We start from the raw sequence: 23,431 nt of genomic DNA on the forward strand, positions 1-23,431 counted from the left end.
CGAGTTAATCAATCAGAAAGTGCGCCCGTGCCGTAGCGATGAGCTGCTTACGATTGGTTTGCCAACAATCGATATTCACGTTGGCCACTCGTCGCCCCTGACGGGTAATACGACATTCAGCAAAGCTATCTTTATGCAGACCCGCACGTAAATAGTCGATGGAAAAATCAACCACTTTAGGCACTTTGGCTGTTTGCATAAAGACCATTAACTGCACTATCGCCGACATCTCCATAAAACCTGCAATGACGCCGCCATGAATCGCTGGCAACACAGGATTACCGATATTGTCGTCCTTAGCAGGCAGTTTAAAAATCAGTTCATCACCAAAACGCTCAACCTTCATCCCAATAAATTTGGCATAGGGAACGTGCTCAAGTAAATGACCGAAATCGTTAAGCTCAGTCGCGCGCTTAACAATGCCTTGCACATCGATAGGCGCTTTTACTTGGGCATGTTGAGTGGCACTGGCTGTGCCAAGTTCCGAATTATTTGCGCTCATCAGTGTCTCCTATCTCAGGCACGGCTTCACCCATCAGCGCTTTTCTAAAGGCATCACCCACCATTTCTGGGCTGATCCGCATAAAGGAACCAACAGCATGGGCAATAGGATCATCTATGCTGTCTTGATAAGCAATCGCGCGGGTAAAGGCAATGTTGGAAGACAACTTGTAGCATTCCGCAAACCCAAACACAGGCTTATGGGGCTGAGCGGGCTTCATATAATCCACCCGCAAATCAAGCGTGGGTGAGATTTCTAACAATTTGAATTTATGGAAAATTGCACTGACCACTGCACTGCCACAGGCGGTATCCATTAAAGTGGTAATGACTCCGCCGTGGATAACGCCCGTATCGGGATAACCAATTAATTCAGTGCTGTAGGGCAACTCAATCAACACATGGTGCTCACTCGCCTCCAATACGGTTAAACCAAGACGGCGACACTGGGCGAGTTGATCCACAAACCGCTGCGCCATTTGGGTCAGCGGGAAAAAATCCGAATTTACCTTCATTTGCCTTGGCTCAACATGGGCCCCAGAGGCTCCCCGCCCACAAGGTGGAAATGAATGTGATAGACTTCTTGTCCACCGTGTTGATTGCAGTTCATGATCAGTCGGTAGCCATCTTTAGCAATCCCCGCTTCCGCCGCTAATTTAGCTGCAACCGTCATCATACGGCCAAGCACAGGCTCATCAGAGGCTTTCATATCGTTTGCCGTTGGGATTAAATGATTTGGCACAATCAAGAAGTGCGTAGGCGCCTTAGGGGAAATATCTCTAAAGGCAGTCACTAGTTCATCTTGATACAGAATATCCGCGGGAATTTCGCGACGAATAATTTTGCTGAAAATCGTTTCTTCGGCCATGGGGCGTCCTCCTTGGGTTAGTTGGCATAGTATATACCCAAACAACTTGAAGATGCATGATTCAGCTGGAGTTTAACGCACTTTAGGCAAGGCCATTAATTGCTCCTGCATTAGTGGCATTCACGCCATCCATGGCGATTGCGGTTATTTGCGGACCTAGTGGGCTAAGTTAAAAATAACCAACAAAGCATAAAGTGCGTTACCCCGTGGTTAACATCAGCCGCCGGGACGGAGCGTCTAGGGCACTCCACTCCCGTGTTGCATCAATTCAAAAGGTGGCCGACATTCTGTCATTGATGCGCCTTGAATTGAAGCACCCTAGGCGCTCTGAACTCGTATCTTCAGGTTGCTTGGGTATATTGACAATTCAATGCTTTGTGTCTGTAGATATTTTGCTTTTCATTTGCCAGTTGCAGGCATTTTTGGCAGCATGGCCACCATTAAAACACTCAGGTTTTGCAGGATAAATATGATCCATTACCAGATAATCCCCGTCGATCCGAAAGCCCATTTATTCGCAGTCACTATGACATTATCCCAGCCCAAGCCTGTGCAGGTCTTTAGCCTACCCGCTTGGCTGCCTGGCAGTTATATGGTGCGCGACTTTGCTAAAAATATCATTGAACTCAAGGCACAAGATGCACAAGGCCAAACGCTTAAGCTCACCCAACTAGATAAGCAAACTTGGTCGGTTGACAGTAATAGCAGCGAAATTATTCTGACTTATCAAGTGTATGCTTGGGATCTGTCGGTGCGTACCGCGCATTTGGACACGACCCACAGCTTCTTTAACGGCAGTAGCGTGTTTTTATCCGCCCACGGTTTTGAACAACAAACCCACACTGTCACTATGTTACCGCCCTCTGAGACCACATTAAGTGATTGGCGCGTCGCTACCAGCATGACCCGCATCAGTGGTGACGACTTTGCCTTCGGCCAATTTAGTGCCACAAGCTATGACGAGCTTATCGATCATCCAGTGGAAATGGGCTTATTTACCTTAGCCAGTTTCGATGCCTGCGGCGTCCAACACGATATCGTCCTCAATGGCCGCCACCGCGCTTGCATGCCAAGACTCTGCCAAGACTTGAAAGCCATTTGTGAGTATCAAATCAATCTTTTTGGTACGCCTGCGCCGTTTAAACGTTACTTGTTTATGACCACAGTATTAGACAATGGCTTTGGCGGGTTAGAACACAGAGCATCTACCGCATTAATGTGCTCACGCAAGGACTTACCGCTGTCGCTCAATGCGCCAATCAATAACGACTATCGCACTTATTTATCCCTGTGCAGCCACGAGTATTTCCACAGCTGGAACGTGAAGCGTATTAAGCCAGAGTGCTTTTTACCCTATAAACTTGAGGCTGAAACCTATACGCCGCAGCTATGGGCCTATGAAGGCATCACCTCCTATTATGATGACTTCCTTACCTATCGCGCCGGGTTGGTAGATGAACAAAGCTATTTAGATATGCTGAGTGAAACCTTCACCCGCGTTTATCGCAGCCAAGGACGCTTTAAACAAAGCGTTAAAGACTCGAGCTTTAATGCATGGACTAAGTTCTATAAGCAGGATGAAAACGCGCAAAACGCTATCATCAGTTATTACACCAAAGGCGCGCTGTTTGCGCTGTACTTAGATTTAACCCTGCGCCATGAAACCCAAGGCAAATACAATCTCGACCATGTGATGCAGATCCTGTGGCAGGAATATGCCCTGCAAAATAAAGGCACGACTGACAGCTGCCACCAAGCGATTGTCGAGCGACTCCTTGGCCGTGATTGCCACGATTTGTTTACCTACTTAGATAACACCGACGATATTCCACTGGCTCCACTACTCGCCGAATTTGGTGTCGAGTTTAACCTTCGAGCCAGCCAAGGTCCGCAGGATGTGGGCGGCGGGCAAGCGAAAGGTTATGAGATTGCCTTTGGCGCGAAAACTCAAGTGGCGCCGATGGGATTGAAAGTGGTGACTGTTACCCAAGGCAGCCCTGCCCACCTTGCGGGATTAAGTGCGGGGGATATCTTAATCGCCGCCGATAACTTGCAAGTCAGCGCGCAATTTGAGTCGCAGCTACAGCAATATCCGCTGGGTGAATCCTTGAATCTACATTGGTTTAGACGGGATGAATTGATGACGGGTGAATTGATGATAACTGCCGCGCCAAAGGACACTGTCGCCCTAGCAATTAGTGACAAGACTAAACTCGCGGCTTGGTTAGGACGTTAATTTAACGTTTTAATTCAATTGATTTTAAGACAAACAAAAGGGGCAAAAGCCCCTTTTATCATTTCTGAGATAACACTTAACTTAGGTACTAATCTCTAAACGCACACATCTATGTCTAGAACAGTATTCCCTTGCCAAATTAGTGTCTTCTATCAGTGCTAATACAGATTTAAACCACCACATCGTGCAAATAGGTCTGCGCCCACGCAATCGCTTGACCACGGCTCGACACACCGATCTTACGGAATACTCGGTACAAATGGGTTTTTATCGTGCTTTCACTGACAAACAGCTGATTAGCAATATCTAAGTTAGTACTACCCGTTAAGAGGGCTTGTAATACTTCTCGCTCACGAATCGTCAGCGGCTCAGTATCTTCGAACAAACCAAAGTCATCGTTTACCCCATTGACAAGTTGAATTGGGATCACCCTATGGCCTCGTAAAATATTCGAGAATCCTAGGCTAATCTCAGTTAAACCCGCATCGAGATAAAACACCCCTGCGGTCGTGGCCGCTTGCATTAAAAAACGTGCATCGACTTGTTTAGGGAATTGTAAATAGACGACTCGTACACTTGGTTGTTCACGGGCAAGTAAACGCTGAAATTGATGGGCTTTTTGAAGATCAACAGTTGCTAAATCAATCACTACCATGGAGGCATGATTATCCTTGATTTGTTCACACATCTCATCAGGGCTGACTTGCGTCAACTTAACGAGAAACTCCTGTGGCCAACGTCCTGCTAGCAATTCCATTAATACTTGCGATCGTGACACTACAATCCAATGTAATATTTTGAACATCCTGCTCACTCCCTGTCTGATTAACGATTATTCACTTTGAGAACCTAAAATCCTCTCAATACAACTTCAACATCCGTTCAATAGACTTCCAAGTCTACCGTGGTGACGATATTAGCATTAGATAAAACAGATTAAAAAGACTTACGTGAAAAATATTTACCGTACGCAAATCAAAAACTTCTAACACTTTCGTTGAATACACTATCAATCAGAAGTCTTAATTGAAACTGAAAAAAATTACTGAAATTTTGAGATAAAAGCGTAAGATCATACCAACACAAAAAACAAGGAAATTCCATGTCCAGCAGCAAACCCAGCGCGTTTGAAGTTAAATCCTACTCAGTTTGGGACAAACCGACGCGATTATTCCATTGGATTAATGTCATTCTCGTACTCGCACTCATCTTAGTCGGTGGCATCATGATGTATCGTGCAGAGTTAGGCATCACTGAATTAACGGGCAAAATTGGCTTAAAAACTTTACACGTGTACATAGGCTATGCGTTTGCAATCAACCTCATTATTCGCCTTGTGTGGGGTTTTGTCGGCAACAAATATGCGCGTTTCAGCCATATGTTTCCCAATGCCAATAGCAAAAATGAGTTAATGACCTACAAGTCAGAACTGGTCGCGGGTAAAAATCCGCAGTATTTAGGCCATAATCCTAAAGGCAAATTTGCTGTCCTCGGCATTATGTTGCTCTTAGTCACTATCATGATAACTGGGCTTTTACGTGCAGGAACAGATATTTACTACCCGCCGTTAGGTAGTGCCGTACAAAGCTATCTGGCCGATACCAATGTCGATCCAGCAAGCTTAAAACCCTATGATGCCACTGGGGTGAATACCGAGAAAGCGGATGCGCTTAAACCGCTGAAAGGACTCGCCGGTGAAGTTCACGTTTATGCGGTTTATCTACTTTTGCTACTGATTTTACTGCATGTATTCGCAGTGGTTTATACCGAAGTTAAACGTCAACCTGGGATTATTTCTGCCATGTTCTCGGGCAAGAAGATCATCCAAGGTCAGCCAAAAGACGAGTAATCGGTTAGTTTAATGATAAAAATAACGCCAGCATTTGCTGGCGTTATTTGTTTAGACTTGAAGGCTCACGCCAACGTTTCTAATATTTTTTGATTATTTTTTCAGAATAGTCGCAGGTGTACGGCCATCATCATGGCAGCTTTCACAGGTAGGTTTTTCACCTACATTCATATCATGCACCGCATGACAATCTGCACAGACTAAATTGCCGTCATGTGGTTTATGCACAGCGTCCATCTCAGCAAGAGAACCGTGACAGCTTTGGCACTGTTCAAATTCAAAGGCACCATCCGCAGAAGGTGTACCATCTTTATGACAGCTTTCACATCCACCCGACTCAGCGTGGAAATCAGACAATTTTTGATCTGCAGCAAATGCGGTTGGCGACAGCGCTAACGCTGCGAGACTAGCCCCGAAAAGCGCACTTAATAGTTTTTTGCTCACAATAGTATCCTCCAATGGCGATTGTCAGTGGAAATTCTTGTCAGGGTGACTTCCATCTCGCAACCAAAAGTAAATAGCACGACTCGATATAACTTAGCTAAGGATGAACGAATAAGCAAACCCATGCTAAGCCCCCCAACTTTATCAACATACTCAAGGGTAAAATGTGCGCTGCATCATGTAACCACATGCTTATATAAGAGTTTTACATATACCTAACCTAGAGGTTACATAATGTAAATCCCTAGAGCGACTAAGGACAAAATAAAAAGCCTGAATTAGACAATATGGGCTCTATTCAAGGAACTTGAAGACAAATGACAAACCCGAAGGCAATAACGCTAAACAGGAAATACAGCGAGAGATTGATGAATATGTATAATGGAGACGAAACGTGGCGCCTATATATGTGCCTAAATGTGCGCCTGAACGCCCTACTCGTCTCTGGCATTGAAGTTCCATGACAGAACTCAATGCTCACAAGGACAAGCTAAGCAAACCGTTCAGCGAGTCGTCATCAACTCGCATCGAGTCCATGGAGAGTTTCAACCTCGGTTTTAGGCCAAGCGTTAATCACGGCTTTGACCAGCGAGGCCAATGGAATAGCAAAGAATACCCCCCACACACCCCATAAACCGCCAAAGACTAACACCGCGGCTATGATGATCACCGGATGCAAATCCACCGCATCGGAGAACAAAATCGGCACGAGTAAATTACCGTCGAGCGCCTGAATAATGCCGTAACCCAACATCAAATAACCAAATTCAGAACTAAAACCCCACTGAAAAAATGCCACTAAGGTGATCGGCAAGGTGACTAAGGTTGCACCAACATAGGGGATCAATACCGACAACCCAGTTAGCACCCCGAGCAACACTGAATATCTCAGTCCCATTACGGCAAACAAGATATAGGTTGCGACGCCAACCACCACGATTTCAATCACTTTACCCCGAATGTAATTGAAAATTTGCTGATGCATTTCAAACCACACTTTGCGAGCTAACTGGCGATTGGCGGGGAAAAAGCGCTTACTGCCGCTGATCAGTTGGTCTTTATCCTTTAAAAAGAAAAACACCAACAGAGGCACTAAAATCGCGTATACCATCAAGACGAGTAATGACGCTGAATAGCCAATTAATTGCTTAGCAATATCCAGTACATGCTGAGTATCGAGCAGTTTTTTAAGCTCTCCGACCATCAAATCTAATTGCTCAGGATTGATAAATTGCGGGTATTGGTTGATCAAGGTTTGTAGCGTCAGCAGCCCTTTATCTATCATGCTCGGCAAATCGGCAATTAAGCTCACGCCTTGACGCCACACACTCGGAATTAAGCCAAATGTCAGTAAGACCACAATGCCCAAAAACAACACGATAACTAAGGACGCACCAGCGGTGCGATTAATGCCTAATTTCAGCATTTGCGCAACGGGCCATTCCAATAAAAATGCCAACACCAGCGCGACTAATAAGGGGGCAAGTAAACCTGCGGCAAAATAAATCACTAACGCGAACCCAACAAGAATAGCCATTAAGGTCACAGCTTGTGGATCACTAAAGCGCTCTTGATACCAACGAGAAAAAACAGTAAACATGGATCATTCCAATAGTGATGGTTGGCTAGGCTTCCCAAACGCTCAGGAAAGTTTATTTATCATGGTGTTATCTACGACGTTATCAAACTACTTTCACTTCAACTTCTTAGCAGAACGGAAATCTTACGCCCAGCTAGCAAACTTATTTAGTGAACTTATCTAGCGTGCACATTAAATTAGGCCACGACTCGGAAAGGATTTAAACATGAAAATCCTCAATTTATCCCTGAGATAGATCAACTTTGGTGACCATCAAGGCTAACAGACTCACATCATTACGCAACTCTTGCACGACATGACCTTGTTTTTTTAAATATTGGGGAACATCTCGCCGCGAACCAGAGTCTGAGAGTAAGATATGCAATTGCTCGCCGTCTCGCATTGGCTTCAATGCAAGTTTCACTTTAACTAAAGGTACAGGACAGCGAAATAGCGTTAAATCAATAAAAATCATAATGAACTTGCTATAGACGAACTTGGGCTATTATCCTAAGTTGCACCTCAAACTACAAGCTAAGTGCAGTATCTCTGCCTTTAGTTGAGATAATTAGAAATAAAAGGATCCGCTTGCGTAATTTGACTTTTTTAACTCGATTAAAACCTTTTGTTGCAGGCGCACTCTCTTTGATGCTGCTAACCTTCGCCGCCAAAAGCTTTGCTAACAATGACTTACCGGATTTAGGTACGGCCGCAGTTAACACCTTCAGCCTTGAAAAAGAAATGGTTTACGGTGATGCCTATATGCGCATCATTCGCTCCTCGGCGCCTATGTTAAATGATCCCGTGTTGAGTCAATATCTTACTGAGCTTGGCAACAAACTGGTCGCCCATGCCACAGGGGTAAAAACGCCCTTCTATTTCTTCCTGTTACAAAATGATGAAATCAACGCCTTCGCCTTCTTCGGCGGCCATGTTGCCGTACACACAGGCTTATTTCTCAATGCCGATAACGAAAGCGAACTCGCCTCAGTACTCGGTCACGAAATTACCCACGTTACCCAACGTCACCTTGCGCGTTCGCTCGAAGCACAGCAAAAGAGCAATCCTGCGACGATTGCGGGTTTACTCGGCGCCATTTTACTAACCATCGCCGTACCACAAGCCGGTATGGCTGCACTGGCGACGACCCAAGCGATGGCAACACAATCAAAAATCAACTATACCCGTTTGCACGAGAAAGAAGCCGACCGCATCGGTATGCAAATTTTGGTGGATGCAGGCTTTGATCCCAACGCTGCAGCGGATTTCTTTGGCAAGTTAGCCACTCGTTACCGCTTTACCACCACACCGCCACAAATGCTGCTAACTCACCCATTACCAGAGTCGCGGATCACTGAAGCCCGTAACCGCGCCGAGCAATATCCTAAGCGTTATATTCCCGATAACCTGAACTTCCAGCTGGCGAAAGCTCGTATTCAAGTCCGTTTTTCCAGTTATAGCGACGAAGCGGTTTTGAGCATGTTTGACAAGCAACTAAACAAACAGACCTACAGCTTTAAAGAGGCGGCGCTCTATGGCAAAGCGCTGGCGTTATTTAGATTGAAGAAGTTTGATGAGTCGGAAAAAATCGTCGATGAACTGTTAAAAATTGATGATAACAACCTGTTTTATATCGATACTAAAGCCGACTTATTGACCGAACGTAAGGACTACGCAAAGGCGATTGCTATGCTTGAAGCCCAGCGAAAAATGAAGCCAACATCGCAAGTGATTAACGCCAACTTAGCCAATATTTACATCGAAGCTGACCAAGCCCCTAAGGCTATTCCTTTATTGGAGGACATGATATTCCTCGATAAACAAAATCAGCTGCCCTACCAATTACTGAGCGCTGTTTATAAAAAAACAGGCAATCAGGCGTTAGAATATTTTTCTACCGCTGAGCTCATGGCTTTGGGAGCTAATTATAAGGGCGCTATCGATCAGCTTAACTTTGCCTACCGTGCATCCGAAAGTAATCCCTTACAGCTTGCACGTATTGAAGCCCGTATACGCCAGTTCAAAATGGCCGATAAAGAGATGGAAGCGCTTAAGTAATCAGTTGTTTTACAAATTGATTTAACTTCATTACCCATTTATACGCCCCGAACACACTGACGGGGCGTTGTTTTTTCTGTTATCATCCGCTCAATTGTTATTTCAGCCCGTATTGAGCCTCTAGCACTATGACCCAAGCGACGATTTACCATAACCCACGTTGTTCAAAAAGCCGTGAAACCTTAGCTCTACTTGAGCAACAAGGTTGTGACATTACCCTAGTGGAATACTTAAAAACGCCTCCTACGGCTGAAGTCATTGGCGACATTCTGACAAAATTAGGCATCAGTGCTCGCGAATTAATGCGCACCAAAGAAACGGAATATCAAGCCTTGGGGCTTGCCGACACCTCATTGACTGAGCAGCAATTGATTGAAGCCATGGTGAACACGCCTAAACTCATCGAACGGCCAATTGTGCTCGCCAATCAACGCGCTGCCATCGGCCGTCCTCCAGAGAATGTGCTCGCTATTCTTTAATTATGATTTTTATAAAATCGCTTTAATTTTAATTCTTAGGTAGACATATGACGTCCAACACCTTATTTACTCTTAGCCGTTTAGGTTACTTTGCGCTCGTCCTGCTATTAGGCGGCTGGTTTGTTGGTCAGGGTATTAGCGGTGAGTATACTCTGCTATTTAGCCTCTTATGGATAGTGCCATTGTTACTGCCTGCAAAAGGGGTTTTTCAAGGTAATCCATATACTTATGCTTGGGCGAGTTTTATTCTGTGCCTCTATATGCTACATGGGCTGACGCTGCTTTATGTCACTACCGATGCCTTCGCCTTTGCATTAATCGAAGTATTGTTGATTGGTGTACTGCTGATTGCCTTCCCCTTCTACGCTCGGATCCGTGGTCGAGAACTGGGATTAGGCCTGAAGAAAAAATCCAAAGAATAAGCCATTGCATACAATGTGATTTCAGCGCCGTCTTGCCTTACTGGGTATGACGGCATTTTTAAATCGCAACGCCAAACTCCGCTGCAGATCTGGGTTCAAATATCCTCTTCATCCTCAGTTCAATGCACAGTTAATCGAACAACTAAATCGCATAAAAATTAACACTTAACATACCTATAGCGACTTTTTGCAACTTAACCCCCATGCTATAGTCAGTTTTTCATCGTGGAGTATTGATGTCCCGCGAGTTACAAAAAGCCTGATTGCACCGCTGAGTTAACATGGGAGAATGTTGTAATGGGGATATCGATACCACTGAAACTTTTAGGATTAATAACCTGCTCTAGCCTACTTATGGCGTGCGGAGGCGGTGGAGACAGCAACACAGATAATGGCGGAGTCACGCCCCCCTCTAGCTCGTTGCCACGCTGCACAGAAAGCATTTCGCCGCTTCTTGTTACCACATCATCCTCAATCCGTTTTCAAACTGAGCCGACGTATGTGGCAGGTCAATCCAGTGCCATCATTGCCAACATCCTTAATCGCGATAGCCAAAACTTAACCTTTCGCTGGCAGCAAATCGATGGGCCGAACATACAATTAGTCAGTCAAAACAGTCCAGTATTAGCATTCGATGCTCCTACCGCTGGCGACTACCGTTTTAGCTTGCATGTGACGGGAAGTAATCTAGATGTCAGCGGAGAAATCGGCATTAATGTCGACCCAGCATCGTCGGCTATACTGAACGTTCGCCAAGATCACCAAGTGGTTGAAGGCAACAGTGTCAGCTTAAGGCTCGAACAACAATCAGGATTAAGCGCAGCGAATATCTCTTGGTGCGTGGCGTCTGGCCCAGATTTAATGGTCGATTTGAGCGACCCATTTAGACCTTTATTTACCGCGCCATCAGTCGCCCAAGATACAATCACTCGGCTCAAAGTGAACGCCAGTATCAACGGTAACCCACTCAGTGATGATGCTTTTGTGCTAACAACCGCCGCGCCGGCGATCAGCTCGCAGTATTTCGATACTCCAGTGGCGCGCACTCACGCCTATCGTCCCGCCTCGCCTTACGCCAATGTGCTAGCGGGCTGTGTTTACTCTAATCAGCTCAATGATAGTTGCACTATCAATACCTTACCTTTGATAGGACAAACCTCAAGCGATCTAAATCGTGAGACCATTCTTAATCGTGTACTGGTTTCCCACGACTGGATGGGCGATAACTTTGCCGCCTTTTTAGCTCAGATGGACCCCAACAGCGATTTTGCTCGCCTGTTACAATCCGTCACGGCCGTGGTGATTAGCTATGACGTGCGCCCTTCCTTCTATTGGGTAGTTACAGGAGCGATTTATCTCGATCCCGACGATTTATGGCTTACGCCAAGCCAGCGTGACACCATTAATGAGGCGCCGGATTACCGCAGTAATTTCGGTGATGATCTTAACTTTGTGATGCCTTGGCGTTATGTGAAAGACAATCAATATGCGTCACTTGGCGTACCTATCGCCGTCAGAGCAGACCGAACATTAGCACAAATCAATCCCGATCTAGCCTCCTTGCTGTATCACGAGCTAGCCCATGCCAATGACTTCTTCCCCCGCAGCGTACATGCCTCACTCACAGGGCCAAGACTGCTAGATGATTACAGTCGCCGCAATGCCAACAAGAGCCTGATATCTGATCAAGTCAGCACCAGCTATCCATTAATGAGCACTGAAATGATGGGGCTTGCCAATGTCAGTTTCCTCGGCGCAGCGGCGAGTAATGCACAGAAGGCCTATCAGCCATCGGATGTGAGTACTTTCTTTTCTACCGATATCGCCAGCGACTTCTATGCCTATTCCAGTACCCGTGAAGACACGGCTATGCTATTTGAAGAAGCCATGATGAGTTATCGCTATCAAATATTGCGTGATGTCGCCGTCACCAACAAACCTGCGGTGTTAACTGCGGATACGCTGATTATTGATTGGGGACAAAGAGGTCGAATTGCACAAGACAGTCTAGAAAATCGCGCCGCACTGGTGATTGATGAAATTCTACCAGAGCTTGATGGGATCAGTCTGATAGAAAGCCTGCCCGAGCCGATTGCCATGACCCAAGGTCAAAGCTGGCGTCAAACATTAGCCACATCGCCTGCGAATGCGCAGCTCAAAGGCCAAAACAATGCACCGACAAACGATGTACAGCCACGCTTTGAGCCTGAACTTCACTTAAGTGGCGACCGTCACCGTCATCCTCAACAATAGAGTGTTTAAGTTTTAGATAAACAAAAAGCCCGTCTGCATTCAGCATGACGGGCTTTTGATTGTTAGGCTTTAGGCTTTAGGTTTTAGGTTTTAGGTTTTTTACATTTTCTAGCGTTTACATCGCTCAAGGCTAATTCAAAACCACTCAAACCGTGTCTCTAACCAATCATGCTTTTAAAGATGCAGCATCTCTTTGGCAAAGGGAATGGTGAGCTTGCGCTGGTGCACTAATGAGGCTTTATCTAACTTATCCAATACATCGAACAAGGTACGTAAATCCCGCGCCATTCGGTTCAACAAAAAACGCCCAACGTCTTCTGGTAATTGCAGACCACGCATAGCGGCGCGGCGTTGCAGAGCGGCAAGTTTCTCATCATCAGCCATAGGTTGCAGTTGATAATTTAACCCCCACTGCATGCGTGAAACGAGATCAGGTAACAGGAAACCCGCGTCCGCAGGTGACGAACTGCCACTGACAACTAAAGCACAATTTTTATGTTCGGCGACGCGATTATAGAGATCAAAAATCGCTTCTTCCCAGACGGGGTGACCAGCGATGGCATCGACATCATCGATACAGACTAAATCTAACTGTTCTAGTCCTTCAAGCAAGGCGGTCGAAATGCTCGCATGTATGCCTAAGGGAATATAAAAGCTGCGACGCTCAACTTCGTTGGCGTGAGCACAAGCGGCGTGCATTAAATGAGTTCGACCCGATTTAACTGGGCCCCACAAATAAATGGCGGCTTCACCCTGTCCTTCGGCATTGGCTCTCAGTTTTTGAATAAGTTCATCATTACCCGCAGCGGGGTAATAACTATTAAAGGTTTCGTCATCTGGCAAATGCACAGGTAACGAGAGTTGCAGAGGTGAGTTTAAGGGCACTCGGTCTTCTCAATATCAAATAAAAACAATGCCGTGCTTAGCATAACTCAGCACGGCCGATAACATCTTTAAGGTAAACGCCATTCATATACAGGCTTGCCTGTTTGGTTAGAGACAGGGCTAAATTCCCCCGAACTCACAGGTGCGACCACAGAAATCCGCGGCTCTAAGCTTAATAAACGTTGTAAATCCGTTTCTGAGCCAAACAAATCTAACGAGAAGGTCGCGGTATGGCCTTGAATATGCGTTAAAGTGGCATTTTTAATCGCGCTAAGTTGCTTCAAATATCTTTCAACTTCTACTAATTGCGCCATTTTTTGAATATTAACAAAAGTGACACTCGCGCCTTGCTGTGTACCAGTATCAGCAATCGCGTACTTAGTAAAATAGTATTCGCCTAACGCCGCCATCATGGCTTCAATCGCCTGAGTCGAATTTTCAGCAGTGCCGTTGTAGCTGAATAACGGTGGCGTCAAAGAGTCAATGGTGGCCTTAGTATAGAGATTTAAACGATAACGAACTTGACTGCCAGCGGCATCAATCGCCACCAGCGCCAAAAAGTCAGCTTGATAGCGGCCGGAGACACTGGCCACGATATCTGCAAACATACCTTTGATATCGTTAGGATTAATCCCCATCAACTCATCAAGATCTAAGATAGGCAAAAGTACAGGAATACCACGTGCATCGGAAAAATCACTAAAGAGTTTACGTTCGGCTAACGCAGACGAGTCACCCAATATCACAGTGTCGCCATCACCTGGCATTGCGACCCAAAATAAGGTCAGCGGGCGTTGTGTTCCCCAAACCGGTAATTGCGCCTGACGCAGTAGCGCCACGATGCGACGGTGTTCAAAACTGGCAGTTAGCAGTAATTGGCCATTCTGCTCGATATAACCATACTGGCTCAGCAAGGTATCAGGATTACTGAGCTGTGATTGGATCAGACTGTTGTCGAGGGAACGCGCCGTCCCAGTATTCTTGATAATGACTTGCTCAAGTGCACTTTTTAGGGCTTTGTCGCGTTCTGCAACCGCGCGCGAAGACACAGGCACATTGGCCTCATCTAATTTACTCACCTCAACAGCATTGACGCTATTAATCGTGAACAGACAATATAGAAATGCAATTAAGCTCGGCTTCAATAGGAATTTCAGCATCTTTGAGTAGTTGAAGTAACGTCAGATGGGGCAAATTGTACCATAGTTAGCGCCTTAAGCGAGTCTTGGCAAAATTTAGCCCCATTTCAGTGCCAACCATGGCACGGAAAACCCAAACAGTGATCCGAGTCGGCAAAACGGGCGATTTTCTTCTGCTCAAAATCCAACAAACTGATATCATTTGGCGGTTTACCCTAAAATTAACGAGAATAATAAATGAGACGACTCGCTATCCCCCTTCAGGGCGCGCAAATGCTGTTTGTGGCCTTCGGTGCCCTAGTGCTAATGCCGCTGCTGACAGGACTCGACACCAGTGTGGCATTGTTTACCGCAGGTATCGGCACCCTACTGTTCCAATTGATCACTAAACGCCAAGTGCCTATCTTCCTTGCCTCTTCCTTCGCCTTTATTGCCCCCATACTCTATGGCGTGCAAACCTGGGGTATTCCCTCCACCATGGGCGGCATTATGGCCGCGGGCGTGGTCTACGTCATGCTCGGCGCCTTGGTCAAAGTGCGCGGCACCGACTTCATCCATAGGCTGTTACCGCCTGTGGTGGTAGGTCCTGTGATCATTATCATCGGCCTTGGCTTAGCACCTGTCGCTGTGAACATGGCCTTAGGTAAAAGTGGCGATGGCAGCTTGACTCTCGTTGACACCAATACTGCGTTATTTATTTCGCTTGCATCACTCTGCACCACTATAGCAGTGGCGATTTTTGCCAAGGGCTTACTGAGAGTGATGCCAATTTTAGCCGGGATTATCGTGGGTTACGGCTTAAGCCTTGCCTTTGGTATTGTTGACTTTGCGGTTGTGACTGCCGCCAGTTGGATTGCGATTCCTAAATTTGTCGCCCCCGAATTTAACTGGCATGCCATCGCCTTTATGATCCCAGTCGCCATCGCTCCGGCGGTTGAACACATTGGCGATATTCTGGCGATATCCAATGTCACAGGTAAAGATTTTATGAAAAAACCGGGACTACACCGCACGCTAACAGGTGATGGTATTGCCACAATTGCGGCGGCAGCCTTTGGTGGCCCGCCAAACACCACTTACTCAGAAGTCACTGGTGCTGTAACCCTAACGCGCAATTTTGATCCGAAAATCATGACTTGGACCGCTATTACCGCCATCACGTTGGCCTTCGTCGGCAAATTAGGTGCGCTGATGCAAACCATTCCTGTCCCAGTCATGGGCGGTATTATGTGTTTGTTATTCGGCTCAATTGCAGCCGTTGGCCTCAACACCCTTATTCGCAATCATGTGGATTTGTCTGAGCCGCGGAATTTAAGCATTGTCGGTGTTACCTTAGTATTTGGTATCGGCGGCATGGCATTTGGCATAGGTTCATTCAGTCTGACTGGTATCAGCTTGTGCGGCATTGTCGCAATTACCATGAACTTATTATTACCCGCGACCAAGCCACACGATAAGCACAATGAGTCTGATGTCACCCCTCACTAGTCGTTGTTTGAGGAATCGCCGTTTTATTAAAGTGTTTGTTGTAATGTTTTTTTAGCGATAGCTCTTTGAAAAACAGCGACAAAAAAGCCGCCGTGATATTAATCATGGCGGCTTTTTCATTCATACTTATAAAAAAAGCATTAACGCTTATTCTTCAGTCTTGATTTTAGCGGCAGCGGCTTTGATCAAAGGTTGTAATTCGCCTTTTTGGAACATGTCCACCACGATATCACAGCCGCCGATCAACTCACCTTCGACCCACAATTGTGGGAAAGTCGGCCAGTTAGCAAACTTAGGTAATTCTGCGCGAATGTCTGGATGCTGAAGAATATCCACGAATGCAAACTGCTCACCGCAGTTAATCATGATCTGAGCTACCTGTGACGAGAAGCCACAGCTAGGCAACTTAGGAGAGCCTTTCATATAAACAATGATAGGGTTTTCCGTGATCTGCTGCTTAATTTTCTCTACTGTTTCCATTTTGATTCCTAAGTAGGATGACATTGACTCAATGCGACTATTGTACGTCAGCTAGAGGCAGAACAAAATCCCACAGTTTGTAAGGTTATGCCCACATTTGATTTTTCGATGGCGTCTATCTAGTCAATTAGCTAAACAATGATTCACATCACAAATTTTATCGGTACAATAGTCCTAAGTGAGCACGTTTAAAAACGATAACCTAAGACCATGGAGAGATACTAATGGCTTTCGAATTACCCGCATTACCATATGCAAAGAACGCACTAGAACCACACATTTCTCAAGAAACCATTGAATACCACTACGGCAAGCATCACAACACTTATGTTGTTAAGCTAAACGGCTTAATCGAAGGAACTGATTTCGCTGGTAAATCTTTAGAAGACATCATCAAAACTTCTACGGGTGGCGTATTTAACAACGCAGCTCAAGTGTGGAACCACACTTTCTACTGGAACTGCCTAGCACCAAACGCTGGCGGCGAGCCAACTGGCCCAGTTGCTGATGCAATCAATGCTGCTTTTGGTTCATTCGACGCATTCAAAGCGCAATTTACTGATTCAGCAGTAAACAACTTCGGTAGCGCTTGGACATGGTTAGTGAAAAAAGCCGATGGCACTCTTGCTATCGTTAACACTAGCAATGCAGCAACGCCACTGACTGACAGCACAGTAACGCCAATCATGACAGTTGACGTGTGGGAACACGCTTACTACATCGATTACCGTAACGTGCGTCCTGACTACCTTGCCCACTTCTGGCAATTAGTTAACTGGGACTTCGTTAACCAAAACTTCGCTGGTTAATTCATTTAACCTATCGTTGTTGACTGCTGTATGAGCAGTGGGTTAATCCCAGTAAAAAGAGCCCTAGTGGCTCTTTTTTTATGCCCCTCGTTTGCCGTCCATCCCTTCTCCCGCTGATTGCCCCTCCGTAAACTACAAGTGCAATAATTGCGTTTGCAACTATTTGTTATTGTTTTATTTGATATTTTTTTGACACAGATAGTGAGTTTATGTCTAAGATTAGAGTAGGAAGCTGGCTAGCCAGTTATCCGTTCCATGACATCACTGGCGTTTCAGGGGGTTTATATGGGCATTTTCGAGCATTACCAAAAGCGCTACGAACAAAAACTCGATGAAGAATATTCTTTGCAAGAGTTTCTGGATATCTGCAAAGGAGATCGCAGCGCTTACATGTCAGCATCAGAGCGACTACTGCTTGCAATCGGTGAAGCAGAAGTCATTGATACCGCAAAAAATCCAACACTTAGCCGTATTTTTTCGAATCGACTTATTTCACGCTATCCCGCATTTAAAGATTTCTTCGGCATGGAAGATGCCATAGAGCAAATCGTGGCTTACCTAAAGCACTCGGCTCAAGGATTAGAAGAATCCAAACAAATTTTATACCTACTGGGCCCTGTGGGCGGCGGTAAGTCATCGCTCGCCGAAAAACTAAAAGCCCTCATGCAAAAAGTACCCATTTATATTCTGAGCGCAAATGGGGTACGTAGCCCTGTCAACGATCATCCCTTCTGTCTGTTTGATTTAGAAGAAGATGGTCAGCTGTTAAAAGATGAGTTCAACATTCCCAACCGCTATCTCAAAACCATCATGTCGCCTTGGGCGGTAAAACGTCTGCATGAGTTTGGTGGTGATATCTCCAAATTTCGCGTGGTGAAAGTCTTTCCATCAATTCTGGACCAAGTGGCGATAGCGAAAACAGAGCCCGGTGATGAAAACAACCAAGATATTTCATCCCTCGTCGGTAAAGTGGATATTCGTCAGCTCGAGCATTTCTCCCAAGATGATGCCGATGCTTACGCTTATTCGGGTGCATTATGCCGCGCCAACCAAGGGGTGATGGAATTCGTCGAGATGTTTAAGGCACCGATAAAAGTGCTGCATCCGCTACTGACTGCAACGCAAGAAGGTAACTATAACGGCACAGAAGGCTTATCGGCCCTGCCCTATAGCGGAATTATTCTGGCTCACTCAAATGAATCAGAATGGTCAACCTTCAAAAACAACAAAAACAACGAAGCCTTCCTCGACCGTGTTTACATCGTCAAAGTCCCGTACTGTTTGCGGGTTTCGGAAGAACTGCAAATCTATCAAAAACTGCTGATCAACTCTGAATTATCAAAAGCGCCCTGTGCTCCAGGGACCTTAGAAACCCTAGCGCAATTTAGTGTGTTGTCGCGCATCAAGCCACCTGAAAACTCCTCCACCTACTCTAAGATGCGGGTGTACGACGGTGAAAGCCTGAAAGATACCGATCCTAAGGCTAAGTCTTACCAAGAATACCGTGATTACGCGGGTGTCGATGAAGGCATGAATGGGCTATCCACCCGTTTCGCCTTTAAGATTTTGTCGCGGGTATTTAACTTCGACCATTCAGAAATCGCGGCCAACCCAGTGCATTTATTCTATGTACTCGAACGACAAATTGAACAAGAACAGTTCCCCGGCGATACCGCCGAACGTTATCTGGAGTTTCTAAAAGGTTATTTGATCCCTAAATATGTGGAGTTTATCGGTAAAGAAATTCAAACCGCTTACTTAGAGTCTTACTCTGAATACGGCCAGAATATCTTCGACCGCTATGTCACCTACGCCGATTTTTGGATCCAAGATCAAGAATACCGCGATCCAGAAACGGGTCAGCTATTCGACCGCGCCGCCCTCAATGCTGAACTAGAGAAAATTGAGAAGCCCGCGGGGATCAGCAATCCTAAAGATTTCCGTAATGAAATCGTCAACTTTGTGCTGCGCGCCCGCGCGAACCATGAGGGTAATAATCCGCTCTGGACCAGCTACGAGAAACTTCGCACTGTGATCGAGAAGAAAATGTTCTCCAACACAGAAGATTTACTGCCTGTTATTTCCTTTAACGCTAAAACATCGAACGACGATCAACGCAAACACGATGATTTCGTCAATCGCATGATGGAGAAAGGCTATACCAAAAAACAAGTCCGACTCTTGTCTGAGTGGTATTTACGGGTTCGTAAATCTTCTTAAACTTGCGCTAACTAAGTACAGGGCTTTGGTGTTGCCAAAGCCTTCGCTGGGTTTTGGGAGGTGCGTATGGCGAACTTTATCGATAGACGGTTGAATGCGAAAGGAAAAAGCACAGTCAACCGCCAGCGCTTTATCAATAGATATAAGCAACAAATTAAAAAAGCCGTCAGCGATGCAGTGACTCGCCGCAGCGTAACTGATGTAGATAAAGGCGAAAAAATCAGTATCCCCACTCGGGATATCAGTGAACCTATGTTTCACCAAGGCAAAGGCGGTATCAGAGACAGAGTGCATCCCGGTAATGACCAATTTACCCGTGGCGATAAAATTGACCGGCCACCCGGTGGTTCTGGCGGCGGTTCGGGCAAAGGTGAAGCCTCAAATTCGGGTGAAGGCGACGATGACTTTGTGTTCGAAATCTCTAAAGACGAGTATCTAGAGTTATTGTTTGAGGACTTAGAACTCCCCAATCTACAAAAAAATCGCCTTAATAAACTGGTGGAATACCAAATCTACCGTGCAGGGTTCACCAATGATGGCGTCCCCGCTAACATCAATATTGTCCGTTCATTACGTTCATCACTGGCACGTCGCATTGCGATGTCGGCCAGTAAAAAGAAACTATTAAAAGAGTTAGAACAAGAACTTACCGAGCTGGAAAATATTCCAGGCACTAAGGCCGAGTTGATTTTGGATTTAAAAGCCCAAATTGAGGAGTTAAAACAAAAAATTGCCAGAGTGCCGTTTATCGATACCTTCGATCTGCGCTTTAATAATTATGCCAAACGAGAAATCCCTTCTAGCCAAGCTGTGATGTTCTGCTTGATGGATGTGTCTGGTTCTATGGATCAGGCAACCAAAGATATGGCAAAACGCTTCTATATCTTGCTGTATCTGTTCCTCACCCGTACCTATAAAAATTTAGAAGTGGTCTATATTCGTCACCATACCCAAGCTAAAGAAGTCGATGAACATGAGTTTTTCTACTCCCAAGAAACGGGCGGCACTATAGTATCGAGTGCATTGAAATTAATGCATGAAATTCAACAAGCCCGCTACCCCGCCGATGAGTGGAATATTTACGCAGCCCAAGCATCCGACGGTGATAACTGGGCCGACGATTCACCTACCTGTAGGCAATTGTTAGAACAAAAAATCTTGCCACTGGTGCGCTACTACAGCTACATCGAAATCACCAATCGCGCCCATCAAACCCTGTGGCGTGAATATGAATCCCTGCAACAGCATTACGACAACATCGCCGTGCAGCACATACGTCAAGCCGAAGATATTTACCCTGTCTTTAGGGAGCTATTCAAGAAACAAGCGGTTTAAGGGGGCACTATGGGGATAACTAAATCAACACCTTGGACACCACTGAGCGATGGTCCCGACTGGAGCTTCGAGCTACTGCAGGACTATCTCAAGGAAATTGAACGGGTAGCGGCACTGTATAAGCTCAGCACTTACCCAAATCAAATTGAAGTCATCACCGCTGAACAAATGATGGATGCTTATGCGGGCATAGGTATGCCCATAGGTTACACCCATTGGTCCTTTGGCAAACGTTTTATCGAAACCGAGCAAGGTTATAAACGCGGGCAAATGGGGCTCGCCTACGAGATAGTCATTAACTCTAATCCTTGTATTGCCTATCTTATGGAGGAAAACACTATCACAATGCAAGCACTGGTGATCGCCCACGCTTGTTTCGGACATAATAGTTTCTTTAAAAACAATTACTTATTTAAAACATGGACAGATGCGAGCTCGATTATTGACTACCTAGTGTTTGCTAAAAACTACATCAGTAACTGCGAACAAAAATACGGTGTAGAGCAGGTCGAAAGTGTCATAGATTCCTGCCATGCGCTAATGAACTATGGTGTAGATCGCTATAAACGCCCCTCTGAAATATCATTCCGAGAAGAACAAGCAAGACAAAAAGATCGCGAAGCGTACCTGCAAAGCCAAGTAAATGATTTATGGCGCACTATACCTAACCAACACCAAGAACTGTCTCAAACAAAAAAACGTCGTTTCCCCGCAGAACCGCAGGAAAACATCTTATATTTCATCGAGAAAAATGCCCCTTTACTTGAACCATGGCAAAGAGAAATAATCCGTATTGTGCGTAAAATGGCGCAATATTTTTATCCACAAAAACAAACTCAAGTGATGAACGAAGGCTGGGCCACCTTCTGGCACTACACTATTTTGAATCACTTGTACGACGATGGTGTGGTCACTGATCGCTTTATGATGGAATTTTTGCAAAGCCACACGGGTGTGGTTGCCCAACCCGACTACAACAGTCGTTATTACAGTGGCATCAATCCCTATGCTTTAGGTTTTGCCATGTTCACCGACATTCGGCGTATTTGTGAAAATCCAACCGATGAAGATAAAGCTTGGTTTCCCGACATTGCCGGCAGCAATTGGGTCGAAACCTTACACTTTGCAATGCAAAACTTTAAAGACGAAAGCTTTATTAGCCAATATCTTTCACCTAAAGTTATCCGCCAATTTAAATTGTTTGGTATCCATGATGATGAGAAGCGCAATTATCTGTCGGTATCGGCTATTCACGATGAACAAGGTTATCAAGATATTCGCCAGTTATTATCGCAGCAATATAACTTGTCGAACATTGAACCAAATATCCAAGTGCATAATGTGGAGATCAACGGTGACCGTTCCTTAACCTTACGCTATGTGCCAAATAACGATATTCCCTTAGCCAGCAGCCATAAAGAAGTATTAAAGCATTTACATAGATTATGGGGTTTTACTGTCACCTTAGAGCAAAAGAATGCTGATGCGAGTATTACCGTATTAGCATCCTGCCCTGAAGTGGCTAAAGCAGAATAATAATAAGCCTAATAAAAAGCCGTTTCCATTGGAAACGGCTTTTGTGTATTTATCGCTATTTTAATGCGACATCAATAGCCGCAATTAATTGTCCTGTGCAATAGACGCGGGCATATCATCGCGTAATTGTAACCACATCTTACCACTGTTCATACCGTAGGTGCGCATCAGCGTAGGGACGTCGAGATAATTTTTCGCCTGGGCCAGTAGCTCTAATTCTTTGTAAAAGTTCAAAGCCAATAAACGCGCATCGGAACTGGTAAAATAATAGCGTCCGACTCGGCTATACAATCCCTTAAATCCATTTAATATCAATACGTAAAGTGGATTCCCAGAGGAGAAAGCTAAGGTGTGATGCAATAAATAGTCAAATTCGGCATAGGATTCAGCCGTATCTTCAAGCTGATGAATTTTGGCGAGCACATCCACAGCCGTGTCTGGGTTATAACGCAAAGCACCGCGGAAATAGATAGCGCTGACGTTAGTACGGGCTGACAAGAGTTGGTCAACCAATACCGGAAATCCTTCGGGATTGAGATCGGCAATCGTCTCAAGAATGTTTAAGCCTGAGGTTTCCCAGAAGTTGTTCACTCGCGTTGGTTTACCGTGTTGGATTTTCAACCAACCGTCACGAGCCAAGCGCTGTAGCACTTCACGCAGAGTGGTGCGAGTCACACCTATCAATTCCGAAAGCTCACGTTCAGCCGGTAAAATGGACCCTGGAGGAAATTTATTATCCCAAATGGATCTCACAATATACTTCTCTGCAAAACTTGCAGGTCCTTTGGCATTGATAATCATCAGCCCACTTATCCAGTTGTTGTGCGTCGTAATGGTCACTGATCATACC

General features: G+C 45.5%; 22 protein-coding genes. 11 read left to right on the forward strand and 11 right to left on the reverse strand.

From position 1 onward, the window contains the following. Positions 1-4: 4 nt before the first annotated feature. From Q4Q50_RS07010 to hinT, 3 genes are read right to left on the reverse strand one after another with little or no spacing between them, the layout of a single operon-like run. On the reverse strand, positions 5-502 hold the full coding sequence (locus Q4Q50_RS07010; RefSeq protein ID WP_006086342.1) for a PaaI family thioesterase: 498 nt from the start codon (positions 500-502) through the stop codon (positions 5-7). After that, positions 489-1,016 carry a PaaI family thioesterase gene (locus Q4Q50_RS07015; RefSeq protein ID WP_311898901.1) on the reverse strand — a complete coding sequence of 176 codons (528 nt, stop codon included), beginning with the start codon at positions 1,014-1,016 and terminating at the stop codon, positions 489-491. The genes Q4Q50_RS07010 and Q4Q50_RS07015 overlap by 14 nt, the downstream gene beginning before the upstream one ends. Continuing rightward, on the reverse strand, positions 1,013-1,369 hold the full coding sequence (hinT, locus tag Q4Q50_RS07020) for a purine nucleoside phosphoramidase (protein ID WP_106650276.1): 357 nt from the start codon (positions 1,367-1,369) through the stop codon (positions 1,013-1,015). The genes Q4Q50_RS07015 and hinT overlap by 4 nt, the downstream gene beginning before the upstream one ends. Before the next feature lie 469 nt (positions 1,370-1,838). On the opposite strand from hinT, the gene Q4Q50_RS07025 reads away from it, so the two are divergent. Then, entirely contained in the window at positions 1,839-3,605 is a 1,767-nt protein-coding gene (locus Q4Q50_RS07025) for a M61 family metallopeptidase (protein ID WP_311898902.1), read from the forward strand. A gap of 169 nt (positions 3,606-3,774) precedes the next feature. Here the strand turns inward: Q4Q50_RS07025 and Q4Q50_RS07030 are convergent, their stop codons facing one another. Beyond that, positions 3,775-4,410, reverse strand: a complete 636-nt coding sequence (locus Q4Q50_RS07030) for a LuxR C-terminal-related transcriptional regulator (protein WP_006081301.1) — start codon at positions 4,408-4,410, stop codon at positions 3,775-3,777. Between the two features lie 297 nt (positions 4,411-4,707). Between Q4Q50_RS07030 and Q4Q50_RS07035 the strand changes: the two genes are divergently transcribed. Then, a complete protein-coding gene (locus Q4Q50_RS07035) occupies positions 4,708-5,454 on the forward strand; it encodes a cytochrome b/b6 domain-containing protein (protein WP_311898903.1) in 747 nt (248 codons plus the stop codon). A gap of 93 nt (positions 5,455-5,547) precedes the next feature. Here Q4Q50_RS07035 and cctA read toward each other — a convergent pair whose 3' ends face one another. The 3 genes from cctA to Q4Q50_RS07050 form a co-directional block, all read right to left on the reverse strand. Continuing rightward, positions 5,548-5,898, reverse strand: coding sequence for a tetraheme c-type cytochrome CctA (gene cctA / locus Q4Q50_RS07040; RefSeq protein ID WP_006081299.1), 351 nt, complete (start codon positions 5,896-5,898; stop codon positions 5,548-5,550). 517 nt (positions 5,899-6,415) lie between these two features. Continuing rightward, positions 6,416-7,498 (reverse strand): AI-2E family transporter, encoded by a 1,083-nt coding sequence (locus Q4Q50_RS07045; RefSeq protein ID WP_311898904.1) that lies wholly within the window; start codon positions 7,496-7,498, stop codon positions 6,416-6,418. Positions 7,499-7,718: 220 nt separating this feature from the next. Next, a complete protein-coding gene (locus tag Q4Q50_RS07050; protein ID WP_106650271.1) occupies positions 7,719-7,952 on the reverse strand; it encodes a sulfurtransferase TusA family protein in 234 nt (77 codons plus the stop codon). A 113-nt stretch (positions 7,953-8,065) separates the two neighbouring features. On the opposite strand from Q4Q50_RS07050, the gene bepA reads away from it, so the two are divergent. The 4 genes from bepA (at position 8,066) to Q4Q50_RS07070 (ending at position 12,689) form a co-directional block, all read left to right on the forward strand. Beyond that, complete coding sequence (gene bepA / locus Q4Q50_RS07055) at positions 8,066-9,535, forward strand: beta-barrel assembly-enhancing protease (protein WP_259581719.1); 1,470 nt, start codon at positions 8,066-8,068, stop codon at positions 9,533-9,535. Between the two features lie 128 nt (positions 9,536-9,663). Further along, a complete protein-coding gene (arsC, locus tag Q4Q50_RS07060; protein ID WP_106650269.1) occupies positions 9,664-10,014 on the forward strand; it encodes an arsenate reductase (glutaredoxin) in 351 nt (116 codons plus the stop codon). 47 nt (positions 10,015-10,061) lie between these two features. Further along, a complete protein-coding gene (locus tag Q4Q50_RS07065) occupies positions 10,062-10,436 on the forward strand; it encodes a DUF2069 domain-containing protein (RefSeq protein ID WP_107947135.1) in 375 nt (124 codons plus the stop codon). Between the two features lie 297 nt (positions 10,437-10,733). Next, positions 10,734-12,689: a hypothetical protein gene (locus Q4Q50_RS07070; protein WP_311898905.1), complete on the forward strand. Its 1,956-nt coding sequence runs from the start codon at positions 10,734-10,736 to the stop codon at positions 12,687-12,689. Between the two features lie 174 nt (positions 12,690-12,863). Here the strand turns inward: Q4Q50_RS07070 and hda are convergent, their stop codons facing one another. After that, positions 12,864-13,574, reverse strand: coding sequence for a DnaA inactivator Hda (gene hda, locus Q4Q50_RS07075; RefSeq protein WP_006081292.1), 711 nt, complete (start codon positions 13,572-13,574; stop codon positions 12,864-12,866). Between the two features lie 68 nt (positions 13,575-13,642). Continuing rightward, positions 13,643-14,734: a DUF2066 domain-containing protein gene (locus tag Q4Q50_RS07080; protein WP_259581717.1), complete on the reverse strand. Its 1,092-nt coding sequence runs from the start codon at positions 14,732-14,734 to the stop codon at positions 13,643-13,645. 216 nt (positions 14,735-14,950) lie between these two features. Here Q4Q50_RS07080 and Q4Q50_RS07085 point away from each other — a divergent pair, with 216 nt between their 5' ends. Then, positions 14,951-16,201, forward strand: a complete 1,251-nt coding sequence (locus Q4Q50_RS07085) for a uracil-xanthine permease family protein (RefSeq protein WP_006081290.1) — start codon at positions 14,951-14,953, stop codon at positions 16,199-16,201. 147 nt (positions 16,202-16,348) lie between these two features. Here the strand turns inward: Q4Q50_RS07085 and grxD are convergent, their stop codons facing one another. Further along, the gene (gene grxD / locus Q4Q50_RS07090; protein WP_006081289.1) at positions 16,349-16,681 is read right to left on the reverse strand and encodes a Grx4 family monothiol glutaredoxin; all 333 of its coding nucleotides are present in this window, start codon (positions 16,679-16,681) and stop codon (positions 16,349-16,351) included. 224 nt (positions 16,682-16,905) lie between these two features. Here grxD and sodB point away from each other — a divergent pair, with 224 nt between their 5' ends. The 4 genes from sodB (at position 16,906) to Q4Q50_RS07110 (ending at position 22,581) form a co-directional block, all read left to right on the forward strand. Next, positions 16,906-17,490: a superoxide dismutase [Fe] gene (sodB, locus tag Q4Q50_RS07095; protein WP_028760317.1), complete on the forward strand. Its 585-nt coding sequence runs from the start codon at positions 16,906-16,908 to the stop codon at positions 17,488-17,490. Positions 17,491-17,775: 285 nt separating this feature from the next. Then, on the forward strand, positions 17,776-19,710 hold the full coding sequence (locus tag Q4Q50_RS07100; RefSeq protein ID WP_006081287.1) for a PrkA family serine protein kinase: 1,935 nt from the start codon (positions 17,776-17,778) through the stop codon (positions 19,708-19,710). A gap of 66 nt (positions 19,711-19,776) precedes the next feature. Then, complete coding sequence (locus Q4Q50_RS07105; RefSeq protein WP_311898906.1) at positions 19,777-21,045, forward strand: YeaH/YhbH family protein; 1,269 nt, start codon at positions 19,777-19,779, stop codon at positions 21,043-21,045. 9 nt (positions 21,046-21,054) lie between these two features. Next, positions 21,055-22,581, forward strand: coding sequence for a SpoVR family protein (locus tag Q4Q50_RS07110; RefSeq protein WP_259512880.1), 1,527 nt, complete (start codon positions 21,055-21,057; stop codon positions 22,579-22,581). An 84-nt stretch (positions 22,582-22,665) separates the two neighbouring features. Here the strand turns inward: Q4Q50_RS07110 and fadR are convergent, their stop codons facing one another. Then, a complete protein-coding gene (gene fadR / locus Q4Q50_RS07115) occupies positions 22,666-23,382 on the reverse strand; it encodes a fatty acid metabolism transcriptional regulator FadR (RefSeq protein ID WP_311898935.1) in 717 nt (238 codons plus the stop codon). Positions 23,383-23,431: the final 49 nt, after the last annotated feature.

This window comes from Shewanella scandinavica (assembly GCF_031932065.1).
In the GTDB taxonomy this organism is placed as follows: domain Bacteria; phylum Pseudomonadota; class Gammaproteobacteria; order Enterobacterales; family Shewanellaceae; genus Shewanella; species Shewanella baltica.